Here is a 25,682-nt window from a genome sequence, read left to right on the forward strand (position 1 = left end):
GATTCGCCCATTTGGTGATGGGGTTCTGATGGTGAAGGTCGAAGTGCCGCAGGGGGCGGCCTCCTTGGTGCTGGCCCCCGGTGTGACCTTTCTGCAGGAGGAAGAATCCGTATTCGAGGCCATGGTCCAGGGGTGGTCGGCGCAGATGATCGGTGGGCGGGGACTTCAGCGGCGGTCCGTGGCCGCGGTGGTGTCCACGGTGCGGCGGTTCCAGGCCAGCACCAGCGAGTGGCCGTGGCGGTGGAGTCCGCAGTTGTTCGATGAGTGGATGACGGACCGGGTCCGCACTCGGGCGCTGGCCCCGACGACCATCCGTTCCTACCAGTACGCGGTGCGTTCTTTCTGCACCTACCTGTGCTCGGAGCACTACGGGTGGGTCGCGGAGTGCGAAGAGCGCTTCGGTGGGCACCCGAGCCAGATCTACCACGAGGAGAACACCGCCCAGCACCTGCAGGGCTACGAGGGGCGCCCGGGGCGCCGACCGTTGAGCCGAGATGAGCTGCAGAAGTTGTTCGATCAGGCCGATGCCGAGGTGGCGGCCCGGCTGGATGCCGGGCGCAAGGGCGCGGTGATCGCCTATCGGGATGCGACGCTGCTGAAGGTCGTCTATGGCTGGGGCTTGCGCGCCAACGAGGCCGCTCATCTGGATGTCACCGACTTCTACCGCAACCCGCACGCTGCCCAGTTCGGTGATTACGGGGTGCTGCAGGTCCGCTTCGGAAAGGCCTCCCGGGGTGGTGCGCCCAAGCGCCGCTCGGTCGTCTCCCTCTTCGACTGGGCGGTGGAAGCCGTGGTCGACTACATCGCCAACGTCCGTCCCCTAGTCGTGAAGAGCGCTTCCAGTGCGGCCTCGAATGCGCTGTGGCTGACCGAGCGCGGGACCCGGCTGCAGGCCCGTGACGTCGCTGACCGGTTCGGGTTCTACCGCGATGAGCTCGGCTTGGATCCGGCGTTGAGCCCGCACTGTCTGCGCCACAGCTACGTGACCCATCTGATCGAGGACGGGGTGGACCCCCGCTTCGTCCAGGAACAGGCCGGCCACGTCTACCAGTCCACCACCGGGCTCTACACGGCCGTGAGTGGGGACTTCAAGAACAAGATGCTCCATGACGCGATCCGGGCCGTGCTGCCCACGAACCCGGGAGGGCAGAGACAGTGAAGGTCATCGGCTATGAGTGGAAGCTGCGGCAGGTAATGGCGGCCGCGGGCATGTTCAGCACCACCAAGCTCATCCCGGAACTGGAAGCGAGGGGTATCCATCTGTCGGCCAGCCAGGTCTACCGGCTGGCCGCGGAGAAACCGGAACGGCTGAGTTTGCACGTGCTAGCGGCCCTGATGGACATCTTCGGCTGCACGGCCAATGACCTCATCACCCGTGTCGATCTCGGCGCGGCCACCGCTCGCACCGGCACCGGCACCGATGCGGGGTCGCCCGAGGCTTCGGCGGATGCGCTGCGTGCCTCCGGGGCTCGGCCCAAGCGGGCCCGGATCGTGCCTCCCAGCGATGAGTGAGCACCCGGGGCGGCCCATCGCCGAGCTGATCAGCACGGTGGAGGCCGGTGTGCCCGCCGATCGCCTCCGGGAGATCGTGGCTGCCATCGTCGTGCGGCCCCACTCCGGGGCCCGGCAGCTGGGTCAGCTGCACGTGGATCCGGGGTTGTTGACCTCGGCCGACAACGCGATGCCGACCCTGCTGCAGCGCATCATCGCCGCCCTGCTCGAGGCCGGTGCCACCTCGGTGCGCCTGCCGCGCTGCACCGGCTGTGGTCTCGAGCGGATGTTGCCCGAACGCCTCGACGGGCACCGGGTCTGCTCCAAGTGCAAGAAGCGGGCCGGTACCAGGGCCATCACCTGTCATTGCTGCCGACGAGAGCGTCAGCTCGCCTCCTTCGTCGGGGACGCCGACTACTGCGGGGCCTGCTGGCGGGACATGTACGGGCAAGCATCGGCGATCTTCGTCGCGGCCGCCCACGGCCTGATCCCCTCCCTGGATCCTGCGGTCCTGGGGGGTCTTCGCCCAGCTTCCCGCCTCGCCCGGGCGCCGGTTGCGCTTGGCCCTGGACATCGCCGACTACGGAGCGGATTGGTTCGCAGCCCCTGCCCGGGGGTCGGCCCTCTTCGGTGTCCTCTATGATCAGCTGGCCCGCCAGGCGCCCGAGTTGCCGCCGGCGTGCTGCGGGCACTGCGGGCAGCACCGGTCGCTGACCAACGTCTATGAAGGTTTACGCTGCTGCTCCCGGTGCTACACAGCACTGCGGTCCCAACCGTGCGACGGATGTGGGCGTACGGGCCCGATCGCACGGCGGATGCCCGACGAGGCCCGGCTGTGCCAGGGGTGAGCGAAGGCCCTCCCCGACGGCTGGGGCATCTGCAGCCAGTGCGGCACCCACCAGCACATCGTCTACCGCGGCCCCGCCGGACCCGTCTGCGCCCCGTGCCGGTTCGCAGCCCAGGTGGACACGTGCACCCGGTGTGGGCGCACTACACCGTGCCGGTTCCCCGGCACCTCGGGCGCGGTGTGCGAGAGGTGCCGCAAACCCAGGCAACCCTGCTCCCGGTGCGCCCAGGAGCGGATTGTCGCCACCCGGGACGAGTCCGGCGCCCCGATCTGCCACAGCTGTCACCACATTCTCGAGGACTGCAGCGTCTGCCACCGGCACCGGCGCGTCGTGGGACGAACCGAGGGGGCGCCCCTGTGCGAATACTGCTACCCGCGCCACCCGGTCAGCTTCCGCGACTGCACCCGCTGCGGCCGCCATGCCAAGCTGCGACAGACCGGGCTGTGCGACCGGTGCACCGCCGATGACCAGCTCGCCACCTTGTTCCCGCCCGAGCTGCTCGAGCGCCACGAGACCGCCCGCACGATGCTCACCGCCCTCCAGGCCGGGGACCCGGCCACGGTCCGCGCGGCCTTCCATCGCCACCGCGCCGTGGAACTGCTGCGCACGGTGTTGGCCACCCCCGATCTGCTCGACCACGAGGCCCTCGACGATCTCGGGCCCGAGTACACGACCCGGGCGGTGCGGGCGCTGCTGGTCGAGCACGGCCTGCTGCCCGCCCGCAACCTGCCGCTGGCCCGCTTCCAGGCGTGGATCATCACCACCGCCCAGCTGATCGAGGATCCGGGTGAGCGGCAGGCCTTTGTCCAGTTCGCCACCTGGAAGCACCTGCGCGATCTCAGAAGCCGCGCCGAGCCCCTGTCCGGTCCGCTGGTCACCAGCCGCCGGCACGAGCTGCGGGTCGTGCTTGACCTGCTCGCCTGGGCCCGAGACCGGGGCAAGACCCTGGCGAGCCTGGACCAGGCCGACCTGGACCACTGGGCCACCACCGGGGCCGAGAAATACCTCGTGGCCGGCTTCCTCACCTGGGCCCACACCAACGGCCGCAGCCAGCCTCTGGAGATCACCCGACCGCCCAGGACGTACCTGTTGGTGGGAGGTCTCAGCGATGACCAGCGCCGCCGAGTCCTCGACGGCGTCCTGAACCACGACACGATCACGGCGGGGACGAAGCTGGCCGCCGCCCTGGTGCTGGTCTTCGGCTTCCGCCCTGCCCAGATCACCCGGATCCGTCTGGACGACATCCGCTCCACCGGGGAGGCGCTGCAAGTCACGGTCGGGAAGGAACCGCTGCTCCTGCCCGAGCCGCTGGCCGATCTCGCTACCCAGACCGCAGCAGATCGCAGCGCGCGTCGGATGTTCACCCCTGCCCAAGACCACCACTGGCTGTATCCCGGCGCTCAGCCGGGGACACCCTTGTCAGCGGCCGCTCTGGTGCGCCGGCTGGCCGCAGTCGGTGTCCTGGTGAGCCCGGCGCGAACCGGGGCACTCACCTCACTGTCCCAACAGCTGCCACCACCCGTGCTCGCCGACCTCACCGGCATGCACCTGGCCACCGCCGTCCGCTGGCGCAGCACCGTCGCCGCCAGCAACGCTCACTACGCCGGCCTGCTGCTCGCCTCCGAAGAGAGCCCAACCGCAGTGCTGCGAACTGTGCTTTCCTCGGCATCCAGCACAGAGCCGCCCTGAGCGTCGCAAGACGGAGTAGTCCGCGGCCTGAGAAGCGCCTGCCCAACGAGGTCGGTCGGCCGCCCAGGTTTTGCCGCGCACCGCTGTTCACGGGTGAGCAGGCCAGGGTCGACGAGCTTCTTCATGTGGTGGCTGACCACCGTGTCCTCATTCTCGATCGGCGCCGGAGGAGGAAGGCAGGACGGTGGTGCTGGCTTTCTTGGCGGCCGTGCTGACGAGCCGTTCCAGAGGGCCTTGCCCGAAGGCACGTTTCCAGGCGAGGGCGAAGATCGCCGCCAGAACGAGGTAGAGCAGGAACCACAGCTGGGGCTGGTCGTAGTGCAGCTCGAAGGAGAGCAGCACCAGCTGGGTGGAGTAGAGGGTCAGGGTCATCGCCCCCATCGCCGACAGGGGCAGCAGCCACGGACCGACCTTGCGGGCTAGTAGCAGGAACGCCCCGAGCGCGGCCAGGCTCACCCCCAGGCTCCAGGCGATGGCCAGGGGCATGTTGGTGTGCGGGGTGGTGATGGCCAGCCACCACCAGGAGCCCGCGGGCAGCGCGTCGTCGGGGCCCCAGATCAGGATCCCGGCCAGAGTCTCCTCGTCCAAGGACGCGGCGTGGGTGAGCTGGTGATAGCCGCCGAAGATGTAGAGCACCAGCCAGGAGGCCAGCCGGGCCGTGACCGCCAGACCCACCCCGATCACCAACAGACGGGTTTGGATCTCGACGTGGTGCAGGTGCAGGCGTCCGATGCCCAGGCCCACCAGCAAGTAGGTCAGATAGGGCAGGGCCGGGTAGGTGCCGGTGAGCAGCAATTGGGCGAGGGTGGCGCCGGGGTCGGTGAGCACGTCGATGACGGTGGGATTGCCGGAGGAGAATTCCGGGGCCTGGTCGCCCAGCTCCAGCATCAGGACCGGTGCCGCCACCGCGAACCCAGCTGCGCTGAGGAACAGCGTCCGGGCGGGCAGGTGCAGGAAGGGGATGGTCAGCACGAAGAAGATGCCGTAGTAGGTGAGGATGTTGAACGCCGGTGGGTCCTCGGGCATCAGGGAGTTGATTGCCACCCCGAGGGCGAAGATCAGCAGGGCCCGCACCGCCACGCCCACCCGCGCTCCCGTCATCCGTCGGCCTGTTCGGGGGTGTCGGCCACCGGTGGCGAAGGCCAGGCCCACCCCTGCCAGCAGGGCGAACAGGGCGGCGGAGTCTCCGGAGAACAGGGTCCAGCTCAGCGTCGCCTCGTGGGTCTGTTCGTTCTCGGCGGGCAGGAAATGGATGGCGGTCAGCCCGATCAGCGCCAGCCCGCGCGCCGCGTCGATGCCGGTCAGCCGTTTCCGCGGGACACGTCCGGCCTCCGCCGGCATCGCGGCATGGGTGGCGTCCTGGTGCGTAGAGTCGTCCTTACTCATGATGGCCCCCTACTCCCTTGTTGCCTGGCGCGCTGTCAGGCGTGAATGGTCGCCGACTGTGCCTGGGGGCACGAGCGGTGGTGTTCACAGCAGCTGCTCCGTCGTGGCTCCACCGTCCAGGCTCCGCAGCACCCGGGGGCCCTCCACCAGCAGCGCCTCGACCTCCCCGCCGTCGGTCAGACCTGCTCCCAGGGCTACGACCTCGCCGACCGGGTCCCGACTGGCTGTCCAGGTGTCCCCGGCGTCACGGCTGGTCAGCAGGCGCCCGTCGATGCCGGCGCCCACCATCGTTTCGTCGTCGGCCCAGGCCACCCGGGACATCAACTGCGGGGTGTCCACCGTCGTCCACGTCGTGCCGTTGTCGGAGGAGCGCAGCAGGCCGTCCTCGGTGGTGGCCAGCACCGTGCCCGTACCCGGGGCGACCGCCAGAGAAGCAGGGGCGGAGGGGATGGCGGCGGTGTCCCAGTTGCGGCCGTCGGCGCTGATGCGCAGCTGCCCGTCGAAGCCGATGACCCCGTTCGGGCCGGCGGCCAGGGCATGGAAGTCCGATTCCCCGGCCCGCGAGAGCACTCTCCAGCTCTCACCGGCGTCGGTGGACTCGATCAGCCCGACCGGTTCAGGCAGGTCCACGCCCAGACCCGGGTGGCCGGAGGCGAGGTAGCGCCCCTCGCCGGTGGTGGTGAAGCCCATCAGGTCCACCACCGGGCCGACCTGGGTCAGGTCCTGGTCGTCCAGGCGGAACAGGCCTTCGTGGGTGGCCAGCAGGATCGTCCCGGCCGCATCGCGGGTGATGGCGTGGACGTGGGTGATGGCGGTGCCCGTGCTGGAGGCCGGGGCGGTGGAGTTCCCGGACTGTGGTGAGCAGGCGGTGACGGCCAGTCCGGTGCCGGCGACCAGGCCGAAGGTGAGCAGGGAGCGGCGGGAGAGGGTGGTCATGGGCGGTATCTCAGTTCGGTCGTCATGCCGGCTTCGGCGTGGTAGATGTTGTGGCAGTGGATCAGCCAGTTCCCGGGGTTGTCCGCCTGCACGTCGATGGCCATCGATCGCATCGGGGCGATCAGGACGGTGTCCTTGCGCAGGCCGTTGGGCAGCGCGAAGGTGTGCCCGTGCAGGTGCAGGGGGTGGGCCATCATCGTGTGGTTGGCCACGGTCAGCCGCACCCGCTGTCCCTCCTGGATCTGCACAGGATCGTGCTGCCCGTAGGGGGCCCCCTTGAATCCCCACTCGTAAGGGTTCATCTGCCCGGTCATGGCCAGGTCCAGGGACACGTCGGGGTCCCGGGCCTCCAGCCGGGCGCTGTCCGCCGGTGTCAGGTCGGCGCCGATGAGCACGGATCTGTCCAGTTCCGCCGGTCGTACTGACGACGGCGGTGGATTGCCGGCCCCGGTGCGCACCAGGGCCATGGCCTGCCCATCCTTGCCCAGCGGCACGGCCACGAAGGGGAAGACCCCTTCGGCCAGGGTGACGGTCGCGTCGTAGCGTTCTCCCATGCCCAGGTAGAGGGCATCGGTGTCCTGCGGCTGCACCGGGAACCCATCGGTGTGTGTGACGGTCATGCGATGCCCGCCCAGGGCGACCGTGAAGATGGTGTCCGCGGCGGCGTTGATGATCCGCAACCGCACTTTCTGGCCCGGCTTCGCCGTGAGCACCTCCGGGTCCGCGGGAACCCGCCCGTTGACCAGGTAGTGCGGGTAGGACACGTCCCCGGCGTCATCGCCGTACGGGGAGTCCCCGGCGCTTATCGCCCCGTGGTCCATCCCAGCCATGCCCTCCGAGGAGCCGGAGGACATGTCCATGCCCTCCATCCCGCCCATGTTGCCGTGGTCCATCCCGGGCATCCCGCCGTTGTCCCGGGAGGAGGTCAGGGCGGCCAGGACCTCATCGGGGGTACGGCCGGTGCCGTCGACCCAGTCGTCGAGGACGAGGATCCACTCGTGGTCGTAGGCGCCGGGTTCTTGCGGGTCGTCGATGATCAGCGGGGCGTACAGACCGCGGTCCAGCTGCACCCCGACGTGCGGGTGGTAGAAGTAGGTCCCCGGGTCCGGGGCGGTGAAGTCGTAGGTGTAGGTCGCCTCGGCGGCGATCGGATCCTGGGTCACCCCGGGCACCCCATCGGCGCCATTGGCCAGGGCGATGCCGTGCCAGTGCACGGTGGTGTCCGCCGGCAGGCGATTCTCGACCCGGATGCGCAGCCGGTCCCCGGCCGTGGCGCGGATGAGCGGACCGGGGAGACTGTCGCCGTAGGCCCACGTCGCCACCGTCGATCCGCCCAGATCGAGCGTGACCGGCCGGGCGGTGAGCGCCGTGTCCACGAGGCGCTGACCGGCTCCGGCGGAGGCCGTCCCGGCCCCCACCCCTGCTGGGAGGGACGGGGCAGGTGAGGAACAGGCCGCCAGGGCGCCGGAGCCGAGCAGGCCGAATCCGGCGACGAGCAGACTTCTACGGGAAAGGGTGTCCATGATTCCTTGTCGGGTCACCAGAAAATGCGGGGGTTGAGAACCATTCTGGCAGGCCACCGGCAGGCGGGAGCCCAGATTCCATGAAGGTTTGGCGAAGATTGCGGACCATCCGGCCCCCGAGTGGCTTCTACGTCGGGACGGCGGGACACACTGGGATCATGGTGATCTCCGCAGACAGGGATGCGTCCTCAGCCGGGCGGGTGCTGGTGGTCGACGACGAAAAGCCTCTGGCGCAGATGGTCGCCACCTACCTGTCCCGCGCCGGCTACGCCGTCGCCCAGGCGCACACCGGCCCCGCCGCCCTCGAGACCGCCCGCACGGAGCACCCGGACGTCGTGGTCCTGGATCTGGGGCTGCCGGGGCTGGACGGGGTCGAGGTGTGCCGGCGGCTGCGGGCCTTCTCGGAGTGCTACGTGCTGATGCTCACCGCCCGCGGGGACGAGGAGGACAAGCTGGCCGGGCTGGCCGCCGGGGCCGATGACTACATCACCAAGCCCTTCAGCGTGCGCGAGCTCGTCGCCCGGGTGGCCGCGGTGCTGCGCCGGCCCCGCCCCACCGTGGCCCCGGCCGAACCGGCGCGGGTGTTCGGGGACCTCGTCATCGACCTGACCGCCCACGAGGTGCGGGTGGGCGGCGATCCGGTGGCGCTCACCCGCACCGAGTTCGACCTGCTGGCGGCCCTGTCGGCCCGCCCACACCAGGCGTTCTCCCGTCGTCAGCTCATCGACATCGTGTGGGACCCGGCTTGGGTGGGCGACGAGCGGATCGTGGACGTGCACATCGGCCACCTGCGCCGCAAGCTGGGCGAGGAACCGACCGCCCATATCGACACGGTGCGCGGGGTCGGCTACCGGATGGGGGCCCGATGACCCGACGCCCCCGGGGGCTGGTCTCCCGGTTCCTGCTCGCCCAGCTGCTGGTGGTGGCCGCCAGCCTGCTCGCCGCGGTCGTGGTGGCCTCCCTGGCCGGCCCGGCGATCTTCCACGAGCACCTGATCATGGCCGGGCACCCGGAGAACTCCCCGGAATTGCTGCACGTGGAGCAGGCCTACCGCGACACCAACCTCATCACCCTGGGCGTGGCCCTGGGCACCGCCCTGGTCTGCGCCCTGGTGGTCAGCGCCTGGTGCTCCCGTCGTATCCGGGGGCCGTTGGAACGATTGACCGAGGCGGCCCAGGGCATGGCCCACGGCCGCTACGACACCCGGGTCCCGGCGATGGGCGCCGGGGCGGAGGTCGAGGCCCTTGCCTCCTCGTTCAACACCATGGCCGCCCGTCTGCGGAGCACCGAGGACACCCGCCGGCGAATGCTCTCAGACCTGGCCCATGAGATGCGCACCCCCATCGCGGTGCTCACCGTCTACTGCGAGGCCCTCCAGGACGGGGTCACCCACTGGGATGAGACCACCAGTGAGCTCATGAGCGAGCAACTGGCCCGACTGACCCGGCTGGTGGACGACATCAACGACGTCTCCCGCGCCGAGGAGGGCCGGATCGACCTGGACCGCACCGAGCAGCCCGTCGGTGAGCTCCTCCGGAGTGCCGTGGAGGCCCACCGGGAGGGCTACGCCGCCAAGGGCGTAGCCCTGGAGCTCGACGTCGACGAGTCGGCCGGGACCGTGGACGTGGACCGGCAACGGATGGGCCAGGTACTGGGCAACCTGCTCACCAACGCCCTGCGCCACACCCCGCTGGGCGGAAAGGTGATCCTGAGGGCGGCCCGGCAGGGTCCCGGGCAGATCGCCATCCACGTGGCCGACACCGGTGATGGCATCAGCGCCGAACACCTGTCCCACGTCTTCGAACGCTTCTACCGCGGGGACACCGCCCGCGACCGCGACCACGGCGGCTCCGGGATCGGCCTGACCATCTCCAAAGCACTGGTCGAAGCCCACGGCGGCACCCTGACCGCCGCCTCCCCCGGCCCCGGTCAGGGCGCGGTGTTCACCATCCAGTTGCCGCCCCCCCAACTGGCCGATCTGCCTCCCGCTCGGGAAGCTCACTGACATCCTTGCACTATACCCCCCCAGGGTATATACCTGAGAGGCGAGGGGCGTTCCCCGTTCCCTCACGATCCGAAGGAGCCCACCATGACCAGCTCGCCCCGCCGCCCCCTGCCGATGGCCGCCACCGGTTGCGCCTGCTGCGCTCCCTCCTCTGTCCCTGAGGAAGCGGGGACTGCCGTCGAGGCGCAGTCGCCGTCCTCGGACGGCACCGCCACGACCTACCAGGTGGAGGGCATGACCTGCGGCCACTGCGCCGGCCGGGTCACCGAGGCCCTCACGGCGTTGGAGGGGGTCCTTGACGTGCAGATCGACCTCGTAGCCGGCGAGGCTTCGGCCGTTACCGTGACCAGCACCACCCCTGTCGCAGAGGAATCCGTGCGCGCCGCAGTGGCGCGTGCCGGATATGCGGTCACCTCTTCCTGAGCGTGCCGGGACCGGATCCCCCACGGCCCGACCCGGCTCCCGGTCTCCAGGCCCTGCCTGGGGCCACCACCACCCAACCACCCCACGTAAGGACATCCCCATGAACCGAGCCTCTTCCCTCACCGCCGTGGCCCTCGCCTCTGCCCTGGCCCTGGCCGGCTGCGGCACCGGAGGCGAACAGAACACTGACGCGGCCTCCGAGACCACCAGCTCCACAGCTGCCGCCACCGGGGCCGGTAGCCCCTCGAGCACCCCGTCGGGCGCTACCTCAGGGGAGCCGATCGCTGAAGAGCACAACGACGACGACGTGATGTTCGCCCAGATGATGATCCCCCACCACCAGCAGGCCGTGGACATGAGCGAGACACTGCTGGCCAAGGACGACATCCCCGCCGATGTCCAGGACTTCGCCCAGAAGGTCATCGATGCCCAGGGCCCGGAGATCGAGCGCATGAACCAGATGCTGCAGACCTGGGAAGCGCCGATGTCCGGCGAGGACTCCACGTCCATGGACCACGGGGCCGGCGGGATGATGAGCGAGGAGGACATGGGCATGCTCACCGACGCGCAGGGGACGGACGCGGCCCGGCTGTACCTGGAGCAGATGACCGTCCACCACGAAGGCGCGGTCGAGATGGCCCAGGAGCAGATCGAGCAGGGACAGAACCCCCAGGCCGTCGAGCTCGCCCGCCAGGTGGTCGAGGACCAGGAGGCGGAGATCACCGAGATGGAGCAGATGCTCCAGGAGCTGCCGGACGGTTCCTGACTGCCCCGGTGACCGGCGTCGCCGCCCACGGGCGGCGCTCTGCAGGAAGCAGCAAACCGATCGATGAAGGAGGACCGCGATGATGTGGGGCGACGGCATGGGAGGAGGCACGGGCTGGATGTGGATCTTCTGGCTCCTGCTGATCCTGGGCACGGTGGTGCTGATCTTCGTGCTCGTGAAGGCGTTCACCGGGAACTCGGGCGGCGGGACCCGGCAGGGCGGGAGCGCCCCGCCGCCGACGGGCGCGGGTCCGCGCCGGTCCCGGGAGATCCTCGAGGAGCGCTACGCCCGCGGGGAGATCAGCACCGAAGAGTATCGCGAGCGGCTGCGGACCCTGGAGGAGGGCGACCGGTGAGCCCGCTGACCCGCCGGCAGCTGCTGGCCCTGGGTGCGGCCGGGGCCGGCGCCGCGGCCGTGGGCGGGGCCGGGCTGTGGTGGACCGGCGGCGGTGGCGAGGCCCTCGGCGGCGGCCGGGAGCTGCTGCAGCCCGAGGTGCTGTCCAGCCGGGACGGGGCCCTGGACCTGGCCCTGGAGGCCGCCCCCGCCCGGGTGCGGATCGGGGCGCGCACCGCGCACGTGCAGGCGTTCAACGGCTCCCTGCCGGGGCCCACCCTGCGGGTCCGCCCCGGCGACACGCTCCGGGTGGCGATGACCAACGGCCTGGAGGCCCCCACGAACCTGCACGCGCACGGGCTGCACGTCTCCCCGGAGGACAACGGGGACAACCCCTTCGTCAGCATCGCCCCCGGGGACTCCTTCGACTACGACTTCTCCCTTCCGGACGACCACCCGCCCGGCACCTACTGGTACCACCCGCACCGGCACGGGCACGTGGCCGACCAGCTCGCGGCGGGTCTCTACGGGGCCATCGTCGTCAAGGACCCCGACCCCGTGCCCGGGGCCCGGGAACGGGTGCTGGTGGTCTCGGACCTCACCCTCGACGACTCCGGGAACCTGGCCGAGGTCTCCCCGCCGCAGCGGATGATGGGCCGGGAGGGCGAGACCGTGCTGGTCAACGGCCAGGTCCGGCCCCGGGCCGGCGCCGCACCCGGGGAGCGGGAGCTGTGGCGGGTCGTCAACGCCTGCCCGGCCCGGTACCTGCGCCTGACCCTCGACGGCCAGACGCTGCGGCTGCTCGGCCGCGACGTCGGCCGCCTCCCCGAGCCGGTCGAGCTCACCGAGGTGACCCTGGCCCCGGGCAACCGGGTGGAGCTGCTCGTGGACACCCGCGAGGGCGCCTCCACCCTGACCGCCGCCCCCGTGGACCGCGGCAGCATGGACGGCATGATGGGCGGGGCGATGCCGGGGGACGGCCCCGGCACCGACGAGCCGATCGAGCTGCTCACCCTCGAGGTCACCGGGGACCGGGCCGCGGACGCCGGCCCCGTCCCCCCGGGTCCGGTGCTGCGGGACCTGCGCGAGGAGCCGGTCGCGGCCCGGCGCACCCTGGACTTCGCCATGGGCATGGGCATGGGCGGGATGATGGGCGGCATGCGCGGCCCCGGGCAGATGATGTCCTTCACGATCGACGGGCGGCCGTTCGACGCCGAGCGCACCGACCAGCGGGTCCGGGTGGGCACCGTGGAGGAGTGGACCCTCACCAACTCCAGCCCCATGGACCACCCGATGCACCTGCACGTGTGGCCCATGCAGGTCGTGACCGAGGCGGGCCGCGAGGTCGCCGCACCGCGGTGGCTGGACGTGGTCAACGTCCCGGCCTTCGGAGAGGTGACGGTCCGGGTGGCCTTCGACGACTTCGCCGGCCGTACCGTCTACCACTGCCACATCCTCGACCACGAGGACCTCGGCATGATGGGCACCCTCGAGGCCCGCTGAGCACCGTGGGCCGGCCCACCGACCCTGTCCGAACCACCCCACCGCCGGGGGCACTCACCGCCCGGCAGGAAGGACGTGCACCTCCTCATGGACCACGACACGCAGACGCAGCAGAAGCTCTCCCTGACCGGTTCCGTCGCCCTCGGGACGGGGGTGATGATCGGCGCAGGCATCTTCGCCCTCGTGGGGCAGGTCGCCGAACTGGCCGGCGGCTGGGTGCCCTGGGCGTTCCTCGCCGGAGCCGTGGTCGTGGCGTTCAGCTCCTACTCCTACATCCGCTACTCGGCCACCAACCCGTCCTCCGGCGGGATCGCGATGCTGCTCAAGGCCGCCTACGGCCCCGGGGTTCTCGCCGGGTCCTTCTCCCTGTTCATGTACGTGTCGATGATCCTGGCCGAGTCCCTGCTGGGCCGCACCTTCGCCTCCTACCTGCTGCGCCCCTTCGGCCTGCAGGGCTCCGAGGTGTGGGTGGCGGTGCTGGCGGTGGTGGCGATCGTGGCCGCCGCCCTGGTCAACCTGGTGGGCAACCGGTGGGTGGAGCGCTCCGCCACGGTGACCGCGGCGCTCAAGATCGTCGGGATCGCCGTGCTGGCGATCGCCGGCATCCTCGCCGCCGGGGTGTCCTCCCTGGGCCGGCTGTTCAGCGCCGCCGACCGCACCCCGCCGGAGGCGGGATGGCTGGGCTTCCTGGCCGGGGTCGCCCTGTGCATCCTGGCGTACAAGGGCTTCACCACGATCACCAACCAGGGCGCCGACCTGCAGCAGCCGGAGCGCAACATCGGCCGCTCCATCATGATCTCCCTCGCCCTGTGCACCGTGCTCTACCTGCTGATCACCGTCGCGGTGACCGGCAGCCTGACCGTGCCGCAGATCGTCGAGGCCCGGGACTACGCCCTGGCCGAGGCGGCCGAGCCGATGTTCGGCGCCTGGGGCGTGACGCTGACCGTGGCGATCGCCGTCGTCGCGACCCTGTCGGGGCTGATCGCGAGCCTGTTCTCGGTCTCGAAGCTCTACGACATGCTCCGCGACATGGGCCAGGCCCCCGGGCTGCCGGGTCAGGAGGGCCACCAGTCCCTCTACATCACGGCGGGACTGGCCATCGTCATGGCGGCCTTCTTCGACCTGGGCCAGATCGCCTCCCTCGGCGCCATCCTCTACCTGGCGATGGACATCGCCATCCACCTCGGCATCCTCCGCCACCTCAAGGACGACGTCGGGGCCAAACCGTGGATCCCCTGGGTCGCGATCGCCCTCGACGTCACGGTGCTCGTGCCGTTCGTGCTGCTGAAATCCCAGTCGGACCCGTTCACCCTGGTAATCACCGCCGTGGTGGCCCTGGTCATCGTCGTGGCGCAGTGGTTCACCGTGCGACACCGCTCCGACGAGGACGCGCGGCAGGGCGAGCACGAACAGCACTGAGGACCGGTGAGCCGCCCCGTAACCCGGGGACCGGAAGAACAAAAACCAACGACGGAGGTCGATCATGGACGTACTGCTGACAGCTCTGGGGATCGTGGTCATCGTGGCCGGGCTGATGGACATGTTCCACACCCTGTTGCACCCCAGCGGCCAGGGACGTCTGAGCCGACTGGTGCTCTCCACGGTGTGGAAGGTCTCGAAGGCCACCGGTCACCGGGCCGGCTCCGCCGTGGGGCCGGCGGCGATGGTGGCCGTGGTGCTCCTCTGGGTGGTGCTGCAAGCAGCGGGGTGGGCGCTGATCTACTACCCGCACGTCCCGGGCGGGTTCATGTACTCCTCCGGCATCGACGCGGCCGCCTACCCGGACGCGGTCGAGGCCGTCTACGTCTCCGTGGTGACGCTGTCGACGCTGGGCTACGGGGACGTGGTGGCCACCGACTCGTGGATCCGGGTCGCTGCCCCGTTCGAGGCCTTGACCGGGTTCGCGCTGTTGACCGCGGCGCTGACGTGGTTCACGCAGATCTATCCTCCCCTGATGCGGCGCCGGGCGCTGGCCCTAGAACTCAAGGGGCTGGCCGACGCCGACTATGCCGAGACGATCGAGGAGGTCGAGCCGGTCATCGCCTCCCGGGTCCTGGATTCCCTGCAGGCGGATCTCACGAAGATCTCCGTGGACTTCACCCAGCACACCGAGGGTTTCTATTTTCAGGAGAGCGACCCCGATCTGTCCTTGGCACGGCAGTTGCCGTATGCGCTGCGGCTCCGTGATGCGGCCATGGCCCGGTCCGAGCCGGCGGTGCGGTCCAGCGCCCAGCGGCTGTCCTCGGCCCTGGACCAGCTCGGGTCCGAGATCAAGGACGACTTCGTGGGCACCGGGGAGCACCCCGGTGAGGTCTTCGCCGCCTATGCGGCCGAGCACGGCCAGAGCACCCGGGCCTGAGTTCGCCCCTCTCGGCGTTGCGCACGGGCGGTCCGGGGCGCGAAGGTCGCCGCACCTACATTCCCAGGGGGCCCTCGAGGGCCGCCCACAGGGCGCCGGCCAGGACACCCAGCACCAGGCTCGCGACCGCGGCGACCCCGGCGGTGACGGCCGGCCAGGCGGCCGCCCCGCCGCGGCCGGGGAACCCCGCGGCGTGCTGCTCCGGGCGGGCGAAGACGGGGGCGAACCAGCGCAGGTAGTAGAAGAGGCTGAGCACGCTGCTGAGCATCACCACCAGGGCCAGCCAGCCGTGCCCGCCGTCCCAGGCGGCGGTGGCGGTGGTGAGCTTGCCGACGAACACGGCCAGCGGCGGGGTCCCCACCAGCCCCAGCAGCGCCACGAGCAGCGCCAGCCCCAGGCCGGGGCGGGAGCGCGCCAGGCCCCGGTAGTCGGCCAGCTCCCGGTGCTCGGGCAGCGCGGCGGTGACGGCGAAGGCGGCGACGTTGGTGACGGCGTAGGCGGCGAGGTAGAACAGCAGCGAGGGCAGGGCCAGGTCGCTGCGCCCGGCCGCGGCCACGGGCACGAGCAGGAACCCGACCTGGGCCACCGTGGACCAGCCCAGCAGCCGGCGGGGGTCGGTCTGCCAGTACGCCGCGAGGTTGCCCAGGACCATCGAGGCGGTGGCCAGCAGTGCGGCGACGAGCAACCAGGAGCCGTCCCCGGCGGAGACCGTGGCCACGAGCCGGTACACGGCCACCAGCGCCCCCACCTTCGGGACGGTGGTGAGGAACGTGGCGGCGGTGGCCCCGGTGCCCTGGGCGGCGTCGGGCACCCAGAAGTGGAAGGGCACCCCACCGGCCTTGAAGAGCAGCCCGGCGAGCACGCCCAGCACGCCCGCGCCCACGGCCGCGGCCGGGGCCGCGGGCAGCGTCTCCTGGAGCAGGGCGTAGTCGGTGCCCCCGGCCAGGGCGTAGAGCACGGTGACCCCGAGCATGAGCAGGATCCCGGACAGCGCCCCCATGAGGTAGGTCTTCATGGCGGCCTCGGCCCCGGCGCGGCCGCCGGTGAGGCCGACGATCCCGTACAGGGGGATGCTGGCCAGCAGGAACCCCACGATCAGCACGAGCAGGTCGGTGGACCCGGCCAGGACCATCACCCCGGTGGTGGCCAGCAGCAGCAGCGCGTACGTGTCCGACTCCCGCGGGGACCCGGCGATCTCCCCGGAGGCCACCCCCAGGACCAGCAGGGTGGTCAGGGCGGTGATCACCCGGGCGGTACCGGTGGCGGTGTCCACGGTGAAAGTGCCGCTGAAGGCGCTCTGCGCGGGCCCGGCCATGGCGAGGGCCGCGGCGGCCGCGGCACCCAGCAGGGCCAGGGCTGCGGCGGCGCGGGCGATCCACTGCCGGTCGCGGGGCAGGAAGGATCCGCCCAGCAGCACCACCAGCCCGCCGAGGAAGACGAGAATCTCGGGCAGCAGCAGCTCGGGGCGCATCTGCATCGAGGCCTCCATCGGCTACCGTCCCACCAGGCCCACGAGGGCGGCCGAGGCCGGCTCGATCACCTCGAGCAGCACCCGGGGCAGCACACCGATGAGCAGGGACAGGCCCAGCAGGGGACCGGCGGACCACAGCTCCGGCGCCCGGAGGTCCTCGAACCCGGGGGTGTGCCCGGCCGCCGGGCCGGTGAAGACCCGCTGCAGGGCCCGCAGGAACAGTGCGGCGGTGACCAGGATGCCCACCAGGGCGACCGCGGTGACCGGGGCCACCGCCACGCTGCCGGCGAAGATCTGGAACTCGGCGATGAACCCGGAGAACCCGGGCAGGCCCAGGGAGGCGAAGGCCCCGACCGCGAACAGCGCCGCGTAGCGCGGGGCGGGGGCGGCCAGCCCGCCGTAGGAGCCCATGTCGTAGGAGCCGGCCCGGTCCTGCATCACCCCGGCGAGCAGGAACAGGGCGGCGGTGATCAGCCCGTGGCTGACCATCTGCACCACCGCGCCGGTGACCGCCACGGACCGGGCCTGGGCGGCGCCCTCGGCGAGGACCCCGACCGCGCCCAGGGCCAGGACGATGTAGCCCATGTGATTGACCGAGGTGTAGGCGATCATCCGCTTGAGATCCGTCTGGGCCAGGGCCACGAACGCCCCGTAGAGCACCGAGACGACGCCGACGGCCACGATCACCCAGGCCCACGCCCGCCACGCTTCGGGCAGGATCGGCATGGCGATGCGCACGAACCCGTAGGTGCCCATCTTCAGCAGCACCCCCGCCAGCACGGCCGAGCCGGTGGCCGGGGCGTCCGTGTGGGCCGGGGGGAGCCACGTGTGGAACGGCACGGTGGGGGTCTTCACGGCCAGGCCCACCAGGATCGCCGCGAGCACCAACCCCCCGGTGAGCGGATCGCCCGCCAGAGGTGCGGCCGCGACGAGCTCGGGGATGTCGAAGGTGTGCGGTGCCGCCGCCACGTAGAGCCCGATGAAGCCCAGCAGCAGGGCCAGGGAGCCCAGGAACGTGTAGAGGAAGAACTTCAGCGCCGACCGGACCGCGTTGCCGTGGCCCCACCCGGCGATCACGAAGTACATGCCCACGATGGACAGGTCGAAGAAGACGAAGAACAGGATGAGGTCGGCCGCCACGAACACCCCGAGGCTCACGCCCTGCAGGAACAGGAACAGTGCGGCCTGCACGCGCGGGCGGTCCGGGTCCCGCAGGGCGTGGACGGCGCAGGCCAGGAACACGACGGCCGTCATGGCCAGCAGCGGCAGGGAGAGCCCGTCCACGCCCACGTGGTAGCTGCTGTTCACCCCGGGGATCCACGGCACCTGCTCCTCGAACGCCAGCCCGTTGGGTCCCGGGTCCTCGTAGCCCGCCCACAGCACGCCCACGAGCAGCAGCTCCACGACGCTCACCGCCACCCACGCCCACCGCGCGGCCGCGGCCCCGATCGAGGGGACCACGGCCAGGACGGCGGCGGCGGCCAGGGGCAGGAAGACGATCAGGCTCAGCATGTTCATCCCATCACGGCGTAGACGGACCAGACCATGACGCCGACGGCGAGCACCGCGACGGCCTGGAGGAAGTACTGGTGGACTGCCCCGGTCTGCGGGGCCCGGGCCAGCTGCCCGAGCCGGCGGACCCGGCCGGCGAGGCCCTCGACGGCGCCGTCCACGACGTCGTCGTCGAGCCGGGCCGCACCCCGGCCGGTCGCGTCGGCGGCGTGCGCGGTGGCCTCGACCCCGGTGTCGAGGGCCCGGTCGTCGAACCGGGCCGCGGCCCGTGCCAGCACCGGGACGGCCCCGGCGGCGGCGGTCACGGCCCGGTCCAGGACGAGGTCGTCGAACCGGGCCAGGGCGTGCGCCAGGCCCAGTGAGGGGCGGACGACGACGGCGTGCGCGGCGGCCTCCAACCCTAGCCACCGCACGGCCCATCCCGGCTCGGGGACGCGCAGGCGCAGCATGAGCAGCAGGACCACGAGGGCGATCGCGGCCGAGACGAGCAGCTCGGCGGCCGCCACCTCACCGTGCCCGCCCACCGCCTGGGCGAGGGTCGTGCTGACCGGGGGCAGGGCCAGCACCCCGAGGGCGGCCGCGCCGACGGCGAGCACGACCAGCGGGACCTGCTCCAGCACCCCCACTCCCCCGGTGCCGCCCTCCTGGGCCTCAGCGCGGACACCCCGATACCAGATCGTCCACAGGACCTTGCCCGCGTAGGCCGCCGACAGGGCCGCCGCCACGAGCCCGGCGGCGTAGAGCCACGCCGAGGCCTCGAGGGCGGCGGCCAGCACCGCGTCCTTGGTGGCCCACAGGGACAGTGGGGCGATCCCGGCCAGGGCCAGCGCCCCCACGGTCGCGCTCACGCCCACGACCCGCCACCGGCGGCCGGCCCCCCGCAGTGCCGCGAGCTCCTCGGTGCCCAGGGCCGTCAGCCACGCCCCGGCGGCCAGGAACAGCAGCGCCTTGGTGGAGGCGTGGGCCACCAGGTGGGCCGCGCCGCCGCTGACCGCGCCCACCCCGGCGGCCAGCACGACGAAGCCCAGCTGCGCCACCGTGGACGCCGCCAGCAGCTGCTTGAGCTCCCGCTGGGCCAGCGCCACGAACCCCATCAGCACCGCGGTCACCGCCCCGATCCACGCCGCGGCCGGGCCCGCCCACCCGGTGGAGGCCAGCAGCGGCTCCACCCGGAGCAGGAGGTAGCCGCCCATGGCGACCATGGCCGCGGAGTGCAGCAGCGCGCTCACCGGGCTGGGGCCCTTCATCGCCCCGGAGAGCCAGAAGGAGAACGGCAGCTGCGCGGCCTTGCCTAGGGCCGCCACGAGGATCCCGGCCGCGATCACGTGCCGCCACGGGCTCTCGGCGGCCGGCAGGGCGGACAGGGCCATCCCGGCGCCGCCGGCCAGGGCGGCGCCGGCGGCGACGTAGAGTCCCAAGTCCGCGGTGCGGGTCGTGATGAAGGCGGTGAGTCCGGCCGAGACGCGGTCGGCGTCCCGCCACCAGAACCCGATCAAGGCGTAGGACGTGGCGCCCATCAGCTCCCAGGCGAACAGCAGCGCCGGCAGGCTCGCGGCCGTGACCGTGGTCAGGGCCGCGGCGGCGAAGAGCAGCATCAGCCCGTGGAAGCGCGGCCGTGCCGCCCGGATGCTGCCGGCCGCGAAGACCAGCACCAGGAGCGTCACTCCCGCGACCATCGGGAGGGTCAGTGCCGCGAGGGCGTCGGCCTCCAGCGCGAAGTCGGCACCGGCCACGAACGGATACGCCAGGGCGGGCCGCGCCAGGGCGGCGACCGCCGCGAGCACCGTGGTCACCGCGGCGGTCGCCACCGCGACCGGGGCCGCGGCACGCTCCGCCCGGGTGAGGGCGAGCACCGCCCCCACGGTGGCCGGGAGCACCACCACGGCCAGCAGGACGGCCTGGGCCGCGGTCATCGGGAGAGCTCCTCGGCCATGTCCGTCATGTCGGTCTGGCGCCTGCGGTGCAGCAGCGTGGCCACGGCGAAGCCCATGGCCATCTCCACGGTCATGGCCGCCAGGATCACCAGCAGCAGCACCTGCCCGGAGGGGTCCGGGGCGAGGAACCACCAGAAGCCCGCGGCGGCCAGGAGGACCCCGTTGATCATCAGTTCCAGGCCCATCATCACCATCACCACCACCTGCTGGGACAGGGCGCCGTAGAGCCCGACGGCGAACAGTGCGGCGGCCACGACCAGCACGGCTTCCAGGGTCATCGGCCCACACCCCCCGGCTGGGGGTCGTCGGCCGGGCGGCGGCGCAGGTCGTCACCGAGCCGGTCGTAGCGGGTGCGGTGGGCGGCCAGGACCACCCCGGCCACGATGGTGGCCACCATGACAGGGCCCACCACGGCCATGACCAGCATCTTCTCGCCCATGATCTCCAGGCCCAGCGCGTGCGTGAGGTCCTCCGGCGGAGCACCGCGCCGCTGCGGCCACGGCACGAGCAGCGCACCGGCGGCCAGCAGCACGAAGACCCCGGCCGAGGCGACGATCGCGGTCTTCTTCCCGTGGGTCATGTCCATGGGCATCAGCGCCGGGTTCATGCCCATGAACATCACCATGTAGACCGCCATCACCGCCATCTCCATCACCATCATGAGGATCGTGATGATCCCGAGGTAGCTCTGCCCGAGCAGCAGAATCTGCACCCCCACCGCGATGAACGACAGCGCCAGGGCATAGGTGGCCCGGGCCATGGAGTCCACCACGAACACAGCTGCCCCCGCGGTCACGGCCACCACGGCGAGCACCCAGAATACGATTCCGACCAGCACGGCTCAGCCCTTCCAGACGACGACGAGGGACACGACCAGGTCCTGGAGCACGGCGGCCGGGAGCAGGACCATCCACCCGATCTCCATGAACCGGTCCGGGCGCAGCAGCGGAAGCTTCCGCCGCAACCACACGAGCACCGCGAGCACGGCCACGGTCTTCACCAGGACCCACGCCCAGCCGGGCAGGACCGGCCCGGCCCCACCCCCGAGGAACAGCGGCACCGAGAAGGCGGCTCCGGCGGTCAGGAACAGGTAGCGCCCGGCCTGGAGGACGAGGCGGTCGACCCCCGAGAGCTCGGCCAGCACGCCGCCGCCGATGTCGGCGGCCAGCGCCGGGGCGAACGGGCCCCACACGGAGAAGCCGGTCACGCCGATGAGGAACACGAGGAACGCCACCGGCATCCAGACCACGAACCACACGCCGTCCTGGGCCGCCGCGACATCGCCCACGGCCAGGCTGCCGGCGGCGATCGCCGGGGCCACCAGCGCGAACATCAACGGCAGCTCGTAGGCCAGCCCGTGCGCCAGGAAGCGGTAGCCGCCCACCAGGCCGTGGGCGGAGTTCGCACCCCAGCCGGCCAACCAGACCAGCGCCCAGACCATGACGTCCACGGTGTTGAACCACACGACACCGACGTCCAGGTCCGCCAGCGTCCACTCCCCCAGCGGGATCACCGCGATCATCAGGAACGCCCCGACCAGCATGCCCGCGCCACCGATCCGCCACAGCAGGGTGTCCGCGGCCACGGTGCTCCGGCGCCGCTGCCGCAGCAGCCTCGCCGCACGGCCCAGCGGCGCGCCCCATCCGCCGCCGGTGCCCTGCGCCCGGGCCGAGAGCGCCGCATCCAGCGCCACGGCGAAGAAGGCCAAGCCGCACAGGAGGATCCCCGCCAGCACGGCCCATCCTCCGGGGACGGTCGTCACCACGCTCTCAGCCATGCCCCACCGCCTGGACGGCAGGATGCGGATCGAGATCCAGGCTCGCCACGGCCAACCGCACGGAGCCCAGCTCCAGCCCGGTCACCAGCTCCGGCAGCACCGCCCACGGCACCGCGGCGTCCTCCACCGGGACCGGCTCCGCGCCGCCGGCCTCGGCCCGGATCCGTTCCACCCGGGCCAGCAGCCGGTCGTGGGCGTCCCCGAGGCAGCGCCGCGGCAAACCATGCTGCTCCAGGTCGGACGGGTCGAGCGGCAGCACGCCCCGCAGCGACCAGCGGAGCAGTCGTGATCTCCGGATCGTCCGGTGCAACCGCTCGGCGGCGGCCCGGGCGGCGTCCTCGTCACCGCACAGCAGGGCGTCCCGGGCGCGGCGGGCGCAGGCCGCCGCGTCCTCGACCCCCGCGAGAGCCAGCAACGCCATGACCTGGTCGCACCACACCACCGCCGCCGGCGCGGGACCGGGACCCGGTCCGCCTGCTCCGGCGCCGTCGACCACGGAGGCTTCGGCGTCGACCACGACATCCCCCTGCAACGAGCAGCGCAGCACGAGCCCGGCCGGCCAGAACGGCAGCACGGGACCCAGCGGCAGGTGGAGCACGTCCATCTCCAGCCCGTCACGGTCCTCCCCGCCCCCGGCCAGGGCGATTCCCCCCGGGGCCATGTCCATCCCGCCGTGGCCACTGTGGTCCATGCCGCCATGACCGCCGTGGTCCATCTCGCCGTGGTCCATGCCCCCGTGGTCCATCCCGCCGTGGCCGCTGTGGTCCATGCCGCCATGACCGCCGTGGTCCATCTCGCCGTGGTCCATCTCGCCGTGGTCCATGCCCCCGTGGCCCATGCCCCCGTGACCCCCATGATCCGCGTCCTCGGGGATCTCGGGTTCCTGCGCCCGCTCCTGGGCGTCCGTCCGGTGGTGCGGGGTGTCGAGAAGGAGGGCTGCGGCGGCGTCGAGGGCGGAACCTACAGTTCCGGGCGAGGTGATGTCGGCGCGGACGCGGGGACCGGGCATCTGCTCCCAGAGCCGGTCCACGAGCTCCGAGAGCTCGGGGCCGGGGACACCGCACACCGCCAGGACGTCCGCGTCCGCTGGTGTCCACGCCGGTCGCCACCCACGGCGGAGCAGCTGGTGCTCGACCTCCATCCGGGTCGCCCAGTGCCCCGGGACCTCGACGACGAGGACCCGGGTGGCCCGGACCGCGAGCCGGGCGAGAGCACCGCTTAGGCCCATCGGAAGGCTCCTTCGCGCCAGGCCCAGGCCACGGCGACGAGCAGGGCCCCGAGGAACAGGAACATCTCCACGACCGCGGAGATCCCCTTCTCGATCACGACCACCGCCCACGGATACATGAAGAGCATCTCGACGTCGAAGGCCAGGAACACGATTGAGGCGAGGTACCAGCGGGCGTGGAATCGGGACAGCGCGTGCTCCTGGGGCATCCACCCGGATTGGGCGGGCAGAACCGTCAACGGCTCGGCGGTGATGACGGCAGCGCGGTGGAGTGCATAGAGGAGAACGACGACCGACAGCGCCACCAGGGCCATGGCCACGATCCCGGAGTACACGATGGTCTCCCCTTTCGCGCGGTCGGAACATGGAAGTCTGTCGTTGATCGGTGGGGGCCACCCTAACAGGTGGCCCCACCGATCGCGCTGTTTCAGCTCGGTGATCAGGCGCGGCCGGCGAGCCAGGTGCGGAAGTCCGCGACCTGGGCCTGTTGGGTGGTGATCCCCGCGGTGGCCGCCACTCGCAGCTGCGGGTGCACGGCACGGGACTGCGGCTCGAGGAACTCGATGATCCCGCTGTTGTGGTGCGGAATCATCTTCTGCACGAAGGCGACGTCGAAGTCCTCACCGGCCTCCACGGCCGAGAGTTCCTCGATCATCATCTGGGTCTCCTCCTCCAGGATCTTCATCTCCTCCTGGGCTTCTGCCGGGACCTGGGCCATGGCCTCTTCCGGGGTCAGCCCGTACCACTCCTCCAGCCACCGGGTGAACTGGTCGATCTGGTGCTGCTGGTTGGCGATGATGTTCTCCGCGTGCGTGCGGATGTCGGGACTGGTGCCGCGCTCCAGCTCCAGTTCGGCCATCTCGATGGCGGCGCGGTGGTGCGGGATGATCTCGGCCAGGAACGTGATCTCCAGTTCCTCGCCTTCGAGGCCGGCCAGGGTCTCGCCGAACTCGTAGGCGGTCGGGGAGGTGGGCTCGGGCTGGAGAGTCTCGGTCTGGGTATGGGCAGAGACCGGGGTGGCCTCCCAGCGGGCGAAGGCCGGGGCGGTCGCCCCGCCCAGCAAGGCGGTGGCGACGGCGATAGTGGCGGCCACCGTGGGGCGGCCACGGAATGGGGTGGAACCCATGATGATGTCTCTCTTCCACGACGAGGGAGCTCGACCCTGAGATGCCGGCTCGGTGATCACCCCGCCGCCGGGGCGGGAACGATCCGCGCGGGCGGGGCTGTGCTCAATGAGATACGGGGGGAAGAAAGAACCCCCGCCTCCGGAGGTGCCCGGTCAACGGATCAGATTCCTCTTTCACCGACGGAGGCCCATCCACGGCCTCCGTGGGTCAGCGTCGGCCTCCAGAAGAGGCCCGGTTTCCGTGGAGGAACTTCTCCCCAGGTGATCAGTCACCCGGGGCATCACCCGGGCGGTGGGTGTGTCATGGCGTCGCCCGACTTGTGCAGCTCGGGCTTGCTCCGCGGCCTCGCTCCCAGCCAGCCCCGGAGCTTCTCACCGCCGTCCGCCACCCGGGTGATGGGTCCGCGGGGGCAGGCTCAGCCCAGGGCGGCGACCAGCTCGGCGCAGGTGGCCTCGCAGCGCCGACAGGCCTCCGCGCAGATCCGGCAGTGCTCGTGCATCGAGGCGTGCTTCTCGCACTCGTCCGCGCAGGCCTTACAGGCCATCTGGCAGGCCCGGATCGCATCCAGGGTGATGTTCGCGTCGTAGCCGGTGTGCCGGGAGAGAACCCGCCCGGTGGCCTCGCACAGATCCGCGCAGTCCAAGTTGGTGCGGATGCACTTGGTCAGCTCCGCGACCATGTCCTCGGACAGGCACGCGTCGGCGCAGGCGGTACAGGTCTGGGCGCACTGGAAACAGGCCTCGATGCAGGCGGCTAGCTTCTCCTCGTCCACCCCGCCCAGGTCCTTCGGGTAGGTCTCCAGCATCGACGTCACATGATGAGTCATGGCTTGCTCCTTCGTCGGTTCGGCCGAGGAGACGAACCGGCCGGAGCCAATCCGCCATACAACCGACAGCAAACTGCGGATCTGGCCGGATGAAGCACTTACTCCTTGAAGATTCCGTGAAGAAATCCCGAGAGCGAGGCGCGCGCCACGCCACGCATCCATTTCCTTTTGTGAAAGATGCATAGGAACCATGAAGATCTCATGAAGAAATCTCTCTCGCGCCGCCGGAAGAGAACGACTTCCTGAAAATAGCCTGGATGATTTCCTAGCCTTTTCTTACCAATCCCTGTGGGGCGGCAGGGGCTGGCAGCTGCGCTCTTGCACCCCTCTGACGGAGCCGCAGGTACAGGAGGGCCTGGGCGCACACCGCGTAAATCCGCTAGTCGCCGTCAGATATGCACCTCTTCGGCAGCAATGTGCTGGGGCGCGAGTAGAAGGCGGCCGCCGCCTCGGCTGTCACTCCCGAGCGTCTCTCCGTCCCGCTCGGCGGTGAAACAAGGGGGGAGGAGCGGCCGTAACCGTAACGTGACTTTTCCGTTATCTGT

At 71.2% G+C, this 25,682-nt stretch carries 25 protein-coding genes; 12 read left to right on the forward strand and 13 right to left on the reverse strand.

The window, feature by feature from the left end:
• The first annotated feature begins 28 nt into the window (after positions 1 to 28).
• The 4 genes from ACW9PK_RS05460 to ACW9PK_RS05475 all read left to right on the forward strand — a co-directional run bounded on the left by ACW9PK_RS05460 (position 29) and on the right by ACW9PK_RS05475 (position 4,028).
• Complete coding sequence (locus ACW9PK_RS05460) at positions 29 to 1,159, forward strand: tyrosine-type recombinase/integrase (protein ID WP_098055584.1); 1,131 nt, start codon at positions 29 to 31, stop codon at positions 1,157 to 1,159.
• Positions 1,156 to 1,512 carry a helix-turn-helix domain-containing protein gene (locus ACW9PK_RS05465; RefSeq protein ID WP_035962946.1) on the forward strand — a complete coding sequence of 119 codons (357 nt, stop codon included), beginning with the start codon at positions 1,156 to 1,158 and terminating at the stop codon, positions 1,510 to 1,512. Before ACW9PK_RS05460 ends, ACW9PK_RS05465 begins: the two co-directional genes overlap by 4 nt.
• A complete protein-coding gene (locus tag ACW9PK_RS05470) occupies positions 1,505 to 2,134 on the forward strand; it encodes a hypothetical protein (RefSeq protein WP_098055586.1) in 630 nt (209 codons plus the stop codon). Before ACW9PK_RS05465 ends, ACW9PK_RS05470 begins: the two co-directional genes overlap by 8 nt.
• Before the next feature lie 535 nt (positions 2,135 to 2,669).
• Entirely contained in the window at positions 2,670 to 4,028 is a 1,359-nt protein-coding gene (locus ACW9PK_RS05475; protein ID WP_156960903.1) for a hypothetical protein, read from the forward strand.
• A 147-nt stretch (positions 4,029 to 4,175) separates the two neighbouring features.
• Here ACW9PK_RS05475 and ACW9PK_RS05480 read toward each other — a convergent pair whose 3' ends face one another.
• From ACW9PK_RS05480 to ACW9PK_RS05490, 3 genes are all read right to left on the reverse strand, one after another.
• Complete coding sequence (locus ACW9PK_RS05480; RefSeq protein ID WP_457016949.1) at positions 4,176 to 5,414, reverse strand: heparan-alpha-glucosaminide N-acetyltransferase domain-containing protein; 1,239 nt, start codon at positions 5,412 to 5,414, stop codon at positions 4,176 to 4,178.
• An 84-nt stretch (positions 5,415 to 5,498) separates the two neighbouring features.
• Entirely contained in the window at positions 5,499 to 6,350 is an 852-nt protein-coding gene (locus ACW9PK_RS05485) for a F510_1955 family glycosylhydrolase (protein WP_019310368.1), read from the reverse strand.
• The gene (locus tag ACW9PK_RS05490) at positions 6,347 to 7,873 is read right to left on the reverse strand and encodes a multicopper oxidase family protein (RefSeq protein ID WP_029603314.1); all 1,527 of its coding nucleotides are present in this window, start codon (positions 7,871 to 7,873) and stop codon (positions 6,347 to 6,349) included. Before ACW9PK_RS05490 ends, ACW9PK_RS05485 begins: the two co-directional genes overlap by 4 nt.
• A gap of 158 nt (positions 7,874 to 8,031) precedes the next feature.
• On the opposite strand from ACW9PK_RS05490, the gene ACW9PK_RS05495 reads away from it, so the two are divergent.
• The 8 genes from ACW9PK_RS05495 (at position 8,032) to ACW9PK_RS05530 (ending at position 15,262) form a co-directional block, all read left to right on the forward strand.
• Positions 8,032 to 8,742: a response regulator transcription factor gene (locus ACW9PK_RS05495; protein WP_144829076.1), complete on the forward strand. Its 711-nt coding sequence runs from the start codon at positions 8,032 to 8,034 to the stop codon at positions 8,740 to 8,742.
• Positions 8,739 to 9,878: a sensor histidine kinase gene (locus ACW9PK_RS05500; RefSeq protein WP_457016953.1), complete on the forward strand. Its 1,140-nt coding sequence runs from the start codon at positions 8,739 to 8,741 to the stop codon at positions 9,876 to 9,878. The genes ACW9PK_RS05495 and ACW9PK_RS05500 overlap by 4 nt, the downstream gene beginning before the upstream one ends.
• An 84-nt stretch (positions 9,879 to 9,962) precedes the next feature.
• Positions 9,963 to 10,301 (forward strand): heavy-metal-associated domain-containing protein, encoded by a 339-nt coding sequence (locus ACW9PK_RS05505; RefSeq protein WP_035962930.1) that lies wholly within the window; start codon positions 9,963 to 9,965, stop codon positions 10,299 to 10,301.
• 100 nt (positions 10,302 to 10,401) lie between these two features.
• Positions 10,402 to 11,067 carry a DUF305 domain-containing protein gene (locus ACW9PK_RS05510; RefSeq protein WP_098055597.1) on the forward strand — a complete coding sequence of 222 codons (666 nt, stop codon included), beginning with the start codon at positions 10,402 to 10,404 and terminating at the stop codon, positions 11,065 to 11,067.
• Positions 11,068 to 11,146: 79 nt separating this feature from the next.
• Entirely contained in the window at positions 11,147 to 11,422 is a 276-nt protein-coding gene (locus tag ACW9PK_RS05515; RefSeq protein WP_098055600.1) for an SHOCT domain-containing protein, read from the forward strand.
• Positions 11,419 to 12,903 (forward strand): multicopper oxidase family protein, encoded by a 1,485-nt coding sequence (locus ACW9PK_RS05520; RefSeq protein WP_457016957.1) that lies wholly within the window; start codon positions 11,419 to 11,421, stop codon positions 12,901 to 12,903. Before ACW9PK_RS05515 ends, ACW9PK_RS05520 begins: the two co-directional genes overlap by 4 nt.
• 87 nt (positions 12,904 to 12,990) lie before the next feature.
• Positions 12,991 to 14,322: an APC family permease gene (locus tag ACW9PK_RS05525; protein ID WP_457016959.1), complete on the forward strand. Its 1,332-nt coding sequence runs from the start codon at positions 12,991 to 12,993 to the stop codon at positions 14,320 to 14,322.
• A 64-nt stretch (positions 14,323 to 14,386) separates the two neighbouring features.
• Positions 14,387 to 15,262: a potassium channel family protein gene (locus ACW9PK_RS05530; protein WP_035962920.1), complete on the forward strand. Its 876-nt coding sequence runs from the start codon at positions 14,387 to 14,389 to the stop codon at positions 15,260 to 15,262.
• Between the two features lie 55 nt (positions 15,263 to 15,317).
• Here the strand turns inward: ACW9PK_RS05530 and ACW9PK_RS05535 are convergent, their stop codons facing one another.
• The 10 genes from ACW9PK_RS05535 to ACW9PK_RS05580 form a co-directional block, all read right to left on the reverse strand.
• Positions 15,318 to 16,739, reverse strand: coding sequence for an NADH-quinone oxidoreductase subunit N (locus tag ACW9PK_RS05535; RefSeq protein ID WP_253270487.1), 1,422 nt, complete (start codon positions 16,737 to 16,739; stop codon positions 15,318 to 15,320).
• 15 nt (positions 16,740 to 16,754) lie between these two features.
• Complete coding sequence (locus ACW9PK_RS05540) at positions 16,755 to 18,251, reverse strand: complex I subunit 4 family protein (RefSeq protein WP_457016962.1); 1,497 nt, start codon at positions 18,249 to 18,251, stop codon at positions 16,755 to 16,757.
• On the reverse strand, positions 18,248 to 20,158 hold the full coding sequence (locus tag ACW9PK_RS05545) for a proton-conducting transporter transmembrane domain-containing protein (protein ID WP_035962911.1): 1,911 nt from the start codon (positions 20,156 to 20,158) through the stop codon (positions 18,248 to 18,250). Before ACW9PK_RS05545 ends, ACW9PK_RS05540 begins: the two co-directional genes overlap by 4 nt.
• Positions 20,155 to 20,457, reverse strand: coding sequence for an NADH-quinone oxidoreductase subunit NuoK (locus ACW9PK_RS05550; RefSeq protein WP_019310381.1), 303 nt, complete (start codon positions 20,455 to 20,457; stop codon positions 20,155 to 20,157). Before ACW9PK_RS05550 ends, ACW9PK_RS05545 begins: the two co-directional genes overlap by 4 nt.
• Positions 20,454 to 21,017: an NADH-quinone oxidoreductase subunit J gene (locus tag ACW9PK_RS05555; RefSeq protein ID WP_019310382.1), complete on the reverse strand. Its 564-nt coding sequence runs from the start codon at positions 21,015 to 21,017 to the stop codon at positions 20,454 to 20,456. The genes ACW9PK_RS05550 and ACW9PK_RS05555 overlap by 4 nt, the downstream gene beginning before the upstream one ends.
• Before the next feature lie 3 nt (positions 21,018 to 21,020).
• Complete coding sequence (locus ACW9PK_RS05560; RefSeq protein ID WP_029603322.1) at positions 21,021 to 21,956, reverse strand: complex I subunit 1 family protein; 936 nt, start codon at positions 21,954 to 21,956, stop codon at positions 21,021 to 21,023.
• Positions 21,949 to 23,184 carry a hypothetical protein gene (locus tag ACW9PK_RS05565; RefSeq protein ID WP_457016965.1) on the reverse strand — a complete coding sequence of 412 codons (1,236 nt, stop codon included), beginning with the start codon at positions 23,182 to 23,184 and terminating at the stop codon, positions 21,949 to 21,951. Before ACW9PK_RS05565 ends, ACW9PK_RS05560 begins: the two co-directional genes overlap by 8 nt.
• Positions 23,175 to 23,519, reverse strand: a complete 345-nt coding sequence (locus tag ACW9PK_RS05570; protein ID WP_019310385.1) for an NADH-quinone oxidoreductase subunit A — start codon at positions 23,517 to 23,519, stop codon at positions 23,175 to 23,177. Before ACW9PK_RS05570 ends, ACW9PK_RS05565 begins: the two co-directional genes overlap by 10 nt.
• Positions 23,520 to 23,623: 104 nt before the next feature.
• The gene (locus ACW9PK_RS05575) at positions 23,624 to 24,310 is read right to left on the reverse strand and encodes a DUF305 domain-containing protein (RefSeq protein ID WP_098055718.1); all 687 of its coding nucleotides are present in this window, start codon (positions 24,308 to 24,310) and stop codon (positions 23,624 to 23,626) included.
• Positions 24,311 to 24,726: 416 nt separating this feature from the next.
• Positions 24,727 to 25,137, reverse strand: coding sequence for a four-helix bundle copper-binding protein (locus tag ACW9PK_RS05580; RefSeq protein ID WP_019310387.1), 411 nt, complete (start codon positions 25,135 to 25,137; stop codon positions 24,727 to 24,729).
• Between the last annotated feature and the right edge of the window lie 545 nt (positions 25,138 to 25,682).

The organism is Kocuria sp. MNB10 (assembly GCF_054073685.1).

Excerpts from the sequence above, each read along its gene's own strand:
- ACW9PK_RS05575 (WP_098055718.1), bottom strand. The coding sequence starts at position 24,310 with ATGGGTTCCACCCCATTCCGTGGCCGCCCCACGGTGGCCGCCACTATC.
- ACW9PK_RS05550 (WP_019310381.1), bottom strand. The coding sequence starts at position 20,457 with ATGACCCTGGAAGCCGTGCTGGTCGTGGCCGCCGCACTGTTCGCCGTC.
- ACW9PK_RS05460 (WP_098055584.1), top strand. The coding sequence starts at position 29 with ATGGTGAAGGTCGAAGTGCCGCAGGGGGCGGCCTCCTTGGTGCTGGCC.
- ACW9PK_RS05525 (WP_457016959.1), top strand. The coding sequence starts at position 12,991 with ATGGACCACGACACGCAGACGCAGCAGAAGCTCTCCCTGACCGGTTCC.
- ACW9PK_RS05510 (WP_098055597.1), top strand. The coding sequence starts at position 10,402 with ATGAACCGAGCCTCTTCCCTCACCGCCGTGGCCCTCGCCTCTGCCCTG.
- ACW9PK_RS05490 (WP_029603314.1), bottom strand. The coding sequence starts at position 7,873 with ATGGACACCCTTTCCCGTAGAAGTCTGCTCGTCGCCGGATTCGGCCTG.
- ACW9PK_RS05530 (WP_035962920.1), top strand. The coding sequence starts at position 14,387 with ATGGACGTACTGCTGACAGCTCTGGGGATCGTGGTCATCGTGGCCGGG.
- ACW9PK_RS05500 (WP_457016953.1), top strand. The coding sequence starts at position 8,739 with ATGACCCGACGCCCCCGGGGGCTGGTCTCCCGGTTCCTGCTCGCCCAG.
- ACW9PK_RS05545 (WP_035962911.1), bottom strand. The coding sequence starts at position 20,158 with ATGACCGCGGCCCAGGCCGTCCTGCTGGCCGTGGTGGTGCTCCCGGCC.
- ACW9PK_RS05535 (WP_253270487.1), bottom strand. The coding sequence starts at position 16,739 with ATGCAGATGCGCCCCGAGCTGCTGCTGCCCGAGATTCTCGTCTTCCTC.
- ACW9PK_RS05580 (WP_019310387.1), bottom strand. The coding sequence starts at position 25,137 with ATGACTCATCATGTGACGTCGATGCTGGAGACCTACCCGAAGGACCTG.
- ACW9PK_RS05470 (WP_098055586.1), top strand. The coding sequence starts at position 1,505 with ATGAGTGAGCACCCGGGGCGGCCCATCGCCGAGCTGATCAGCACGGTG.
- ACW9PK_RS05540 (WP_457016962.1), bottom strand. The coding sequence starts at position 18,251 with ATGAACATGCTGAGCCTGATCGTCTTCCTGCCCCTGGCCGCCGCCGCC.
- ACW9PK_RS05505 (WP_035962930.1), top strand. The coding sequence starts at position 9,963 with ATGACCAGCTCGCCCCGCCGCCCCCTGCCGATGGCCGCCACCGGTTGC.
- ACW9PK_RS05495 (WP_144829076.1), top strand. The coding sequence starts at position 8,032 with ATGGTGATCTCCGCAGACAGGGATGCGTCCTCAGCCGGGCGGGTGCTG.
- ACW9PK_RS05485 (WP_019310368.1), bottom strand. The coding sequence starts at position 6,350 with ATGACCACCCTCTCCCGCCGCTCCCTGCTCACCTTCGGCCTGGTCGCC.
- ACW9PK_RS05515 (WP_098055600.1), top strand. The coding sequence starts at position 11,147 with ATGATGTGGGGCGACGGCATGGGAGGAGGCACGGGCTGGATGTGGATC.
- ACW9PK_RS05560 (WP_029603322.1), bottom strand. The coding sequence starts at position 21,956 with ATGGCTGAGAGCGTGGTGACGACCGTCCCCGGAGGATGGGCCGTGCTG.
- ACW9PK_RS05480 (WP_457016949.1), bottom strand. The coding sequence starts at position 5,414 with ATGAGTAAGGACGACTCTACGCACCAGGACGCCACCCATGCCGCGATG.
- ACW9PK_RS05565 (WP_457016965.1), bottom strand. The coding sequence starts at position 23,184 with ATGGGCCTAAGCGGTGCTCTCGCCCGGCTCGCGGTCCGGGCCACCCGG.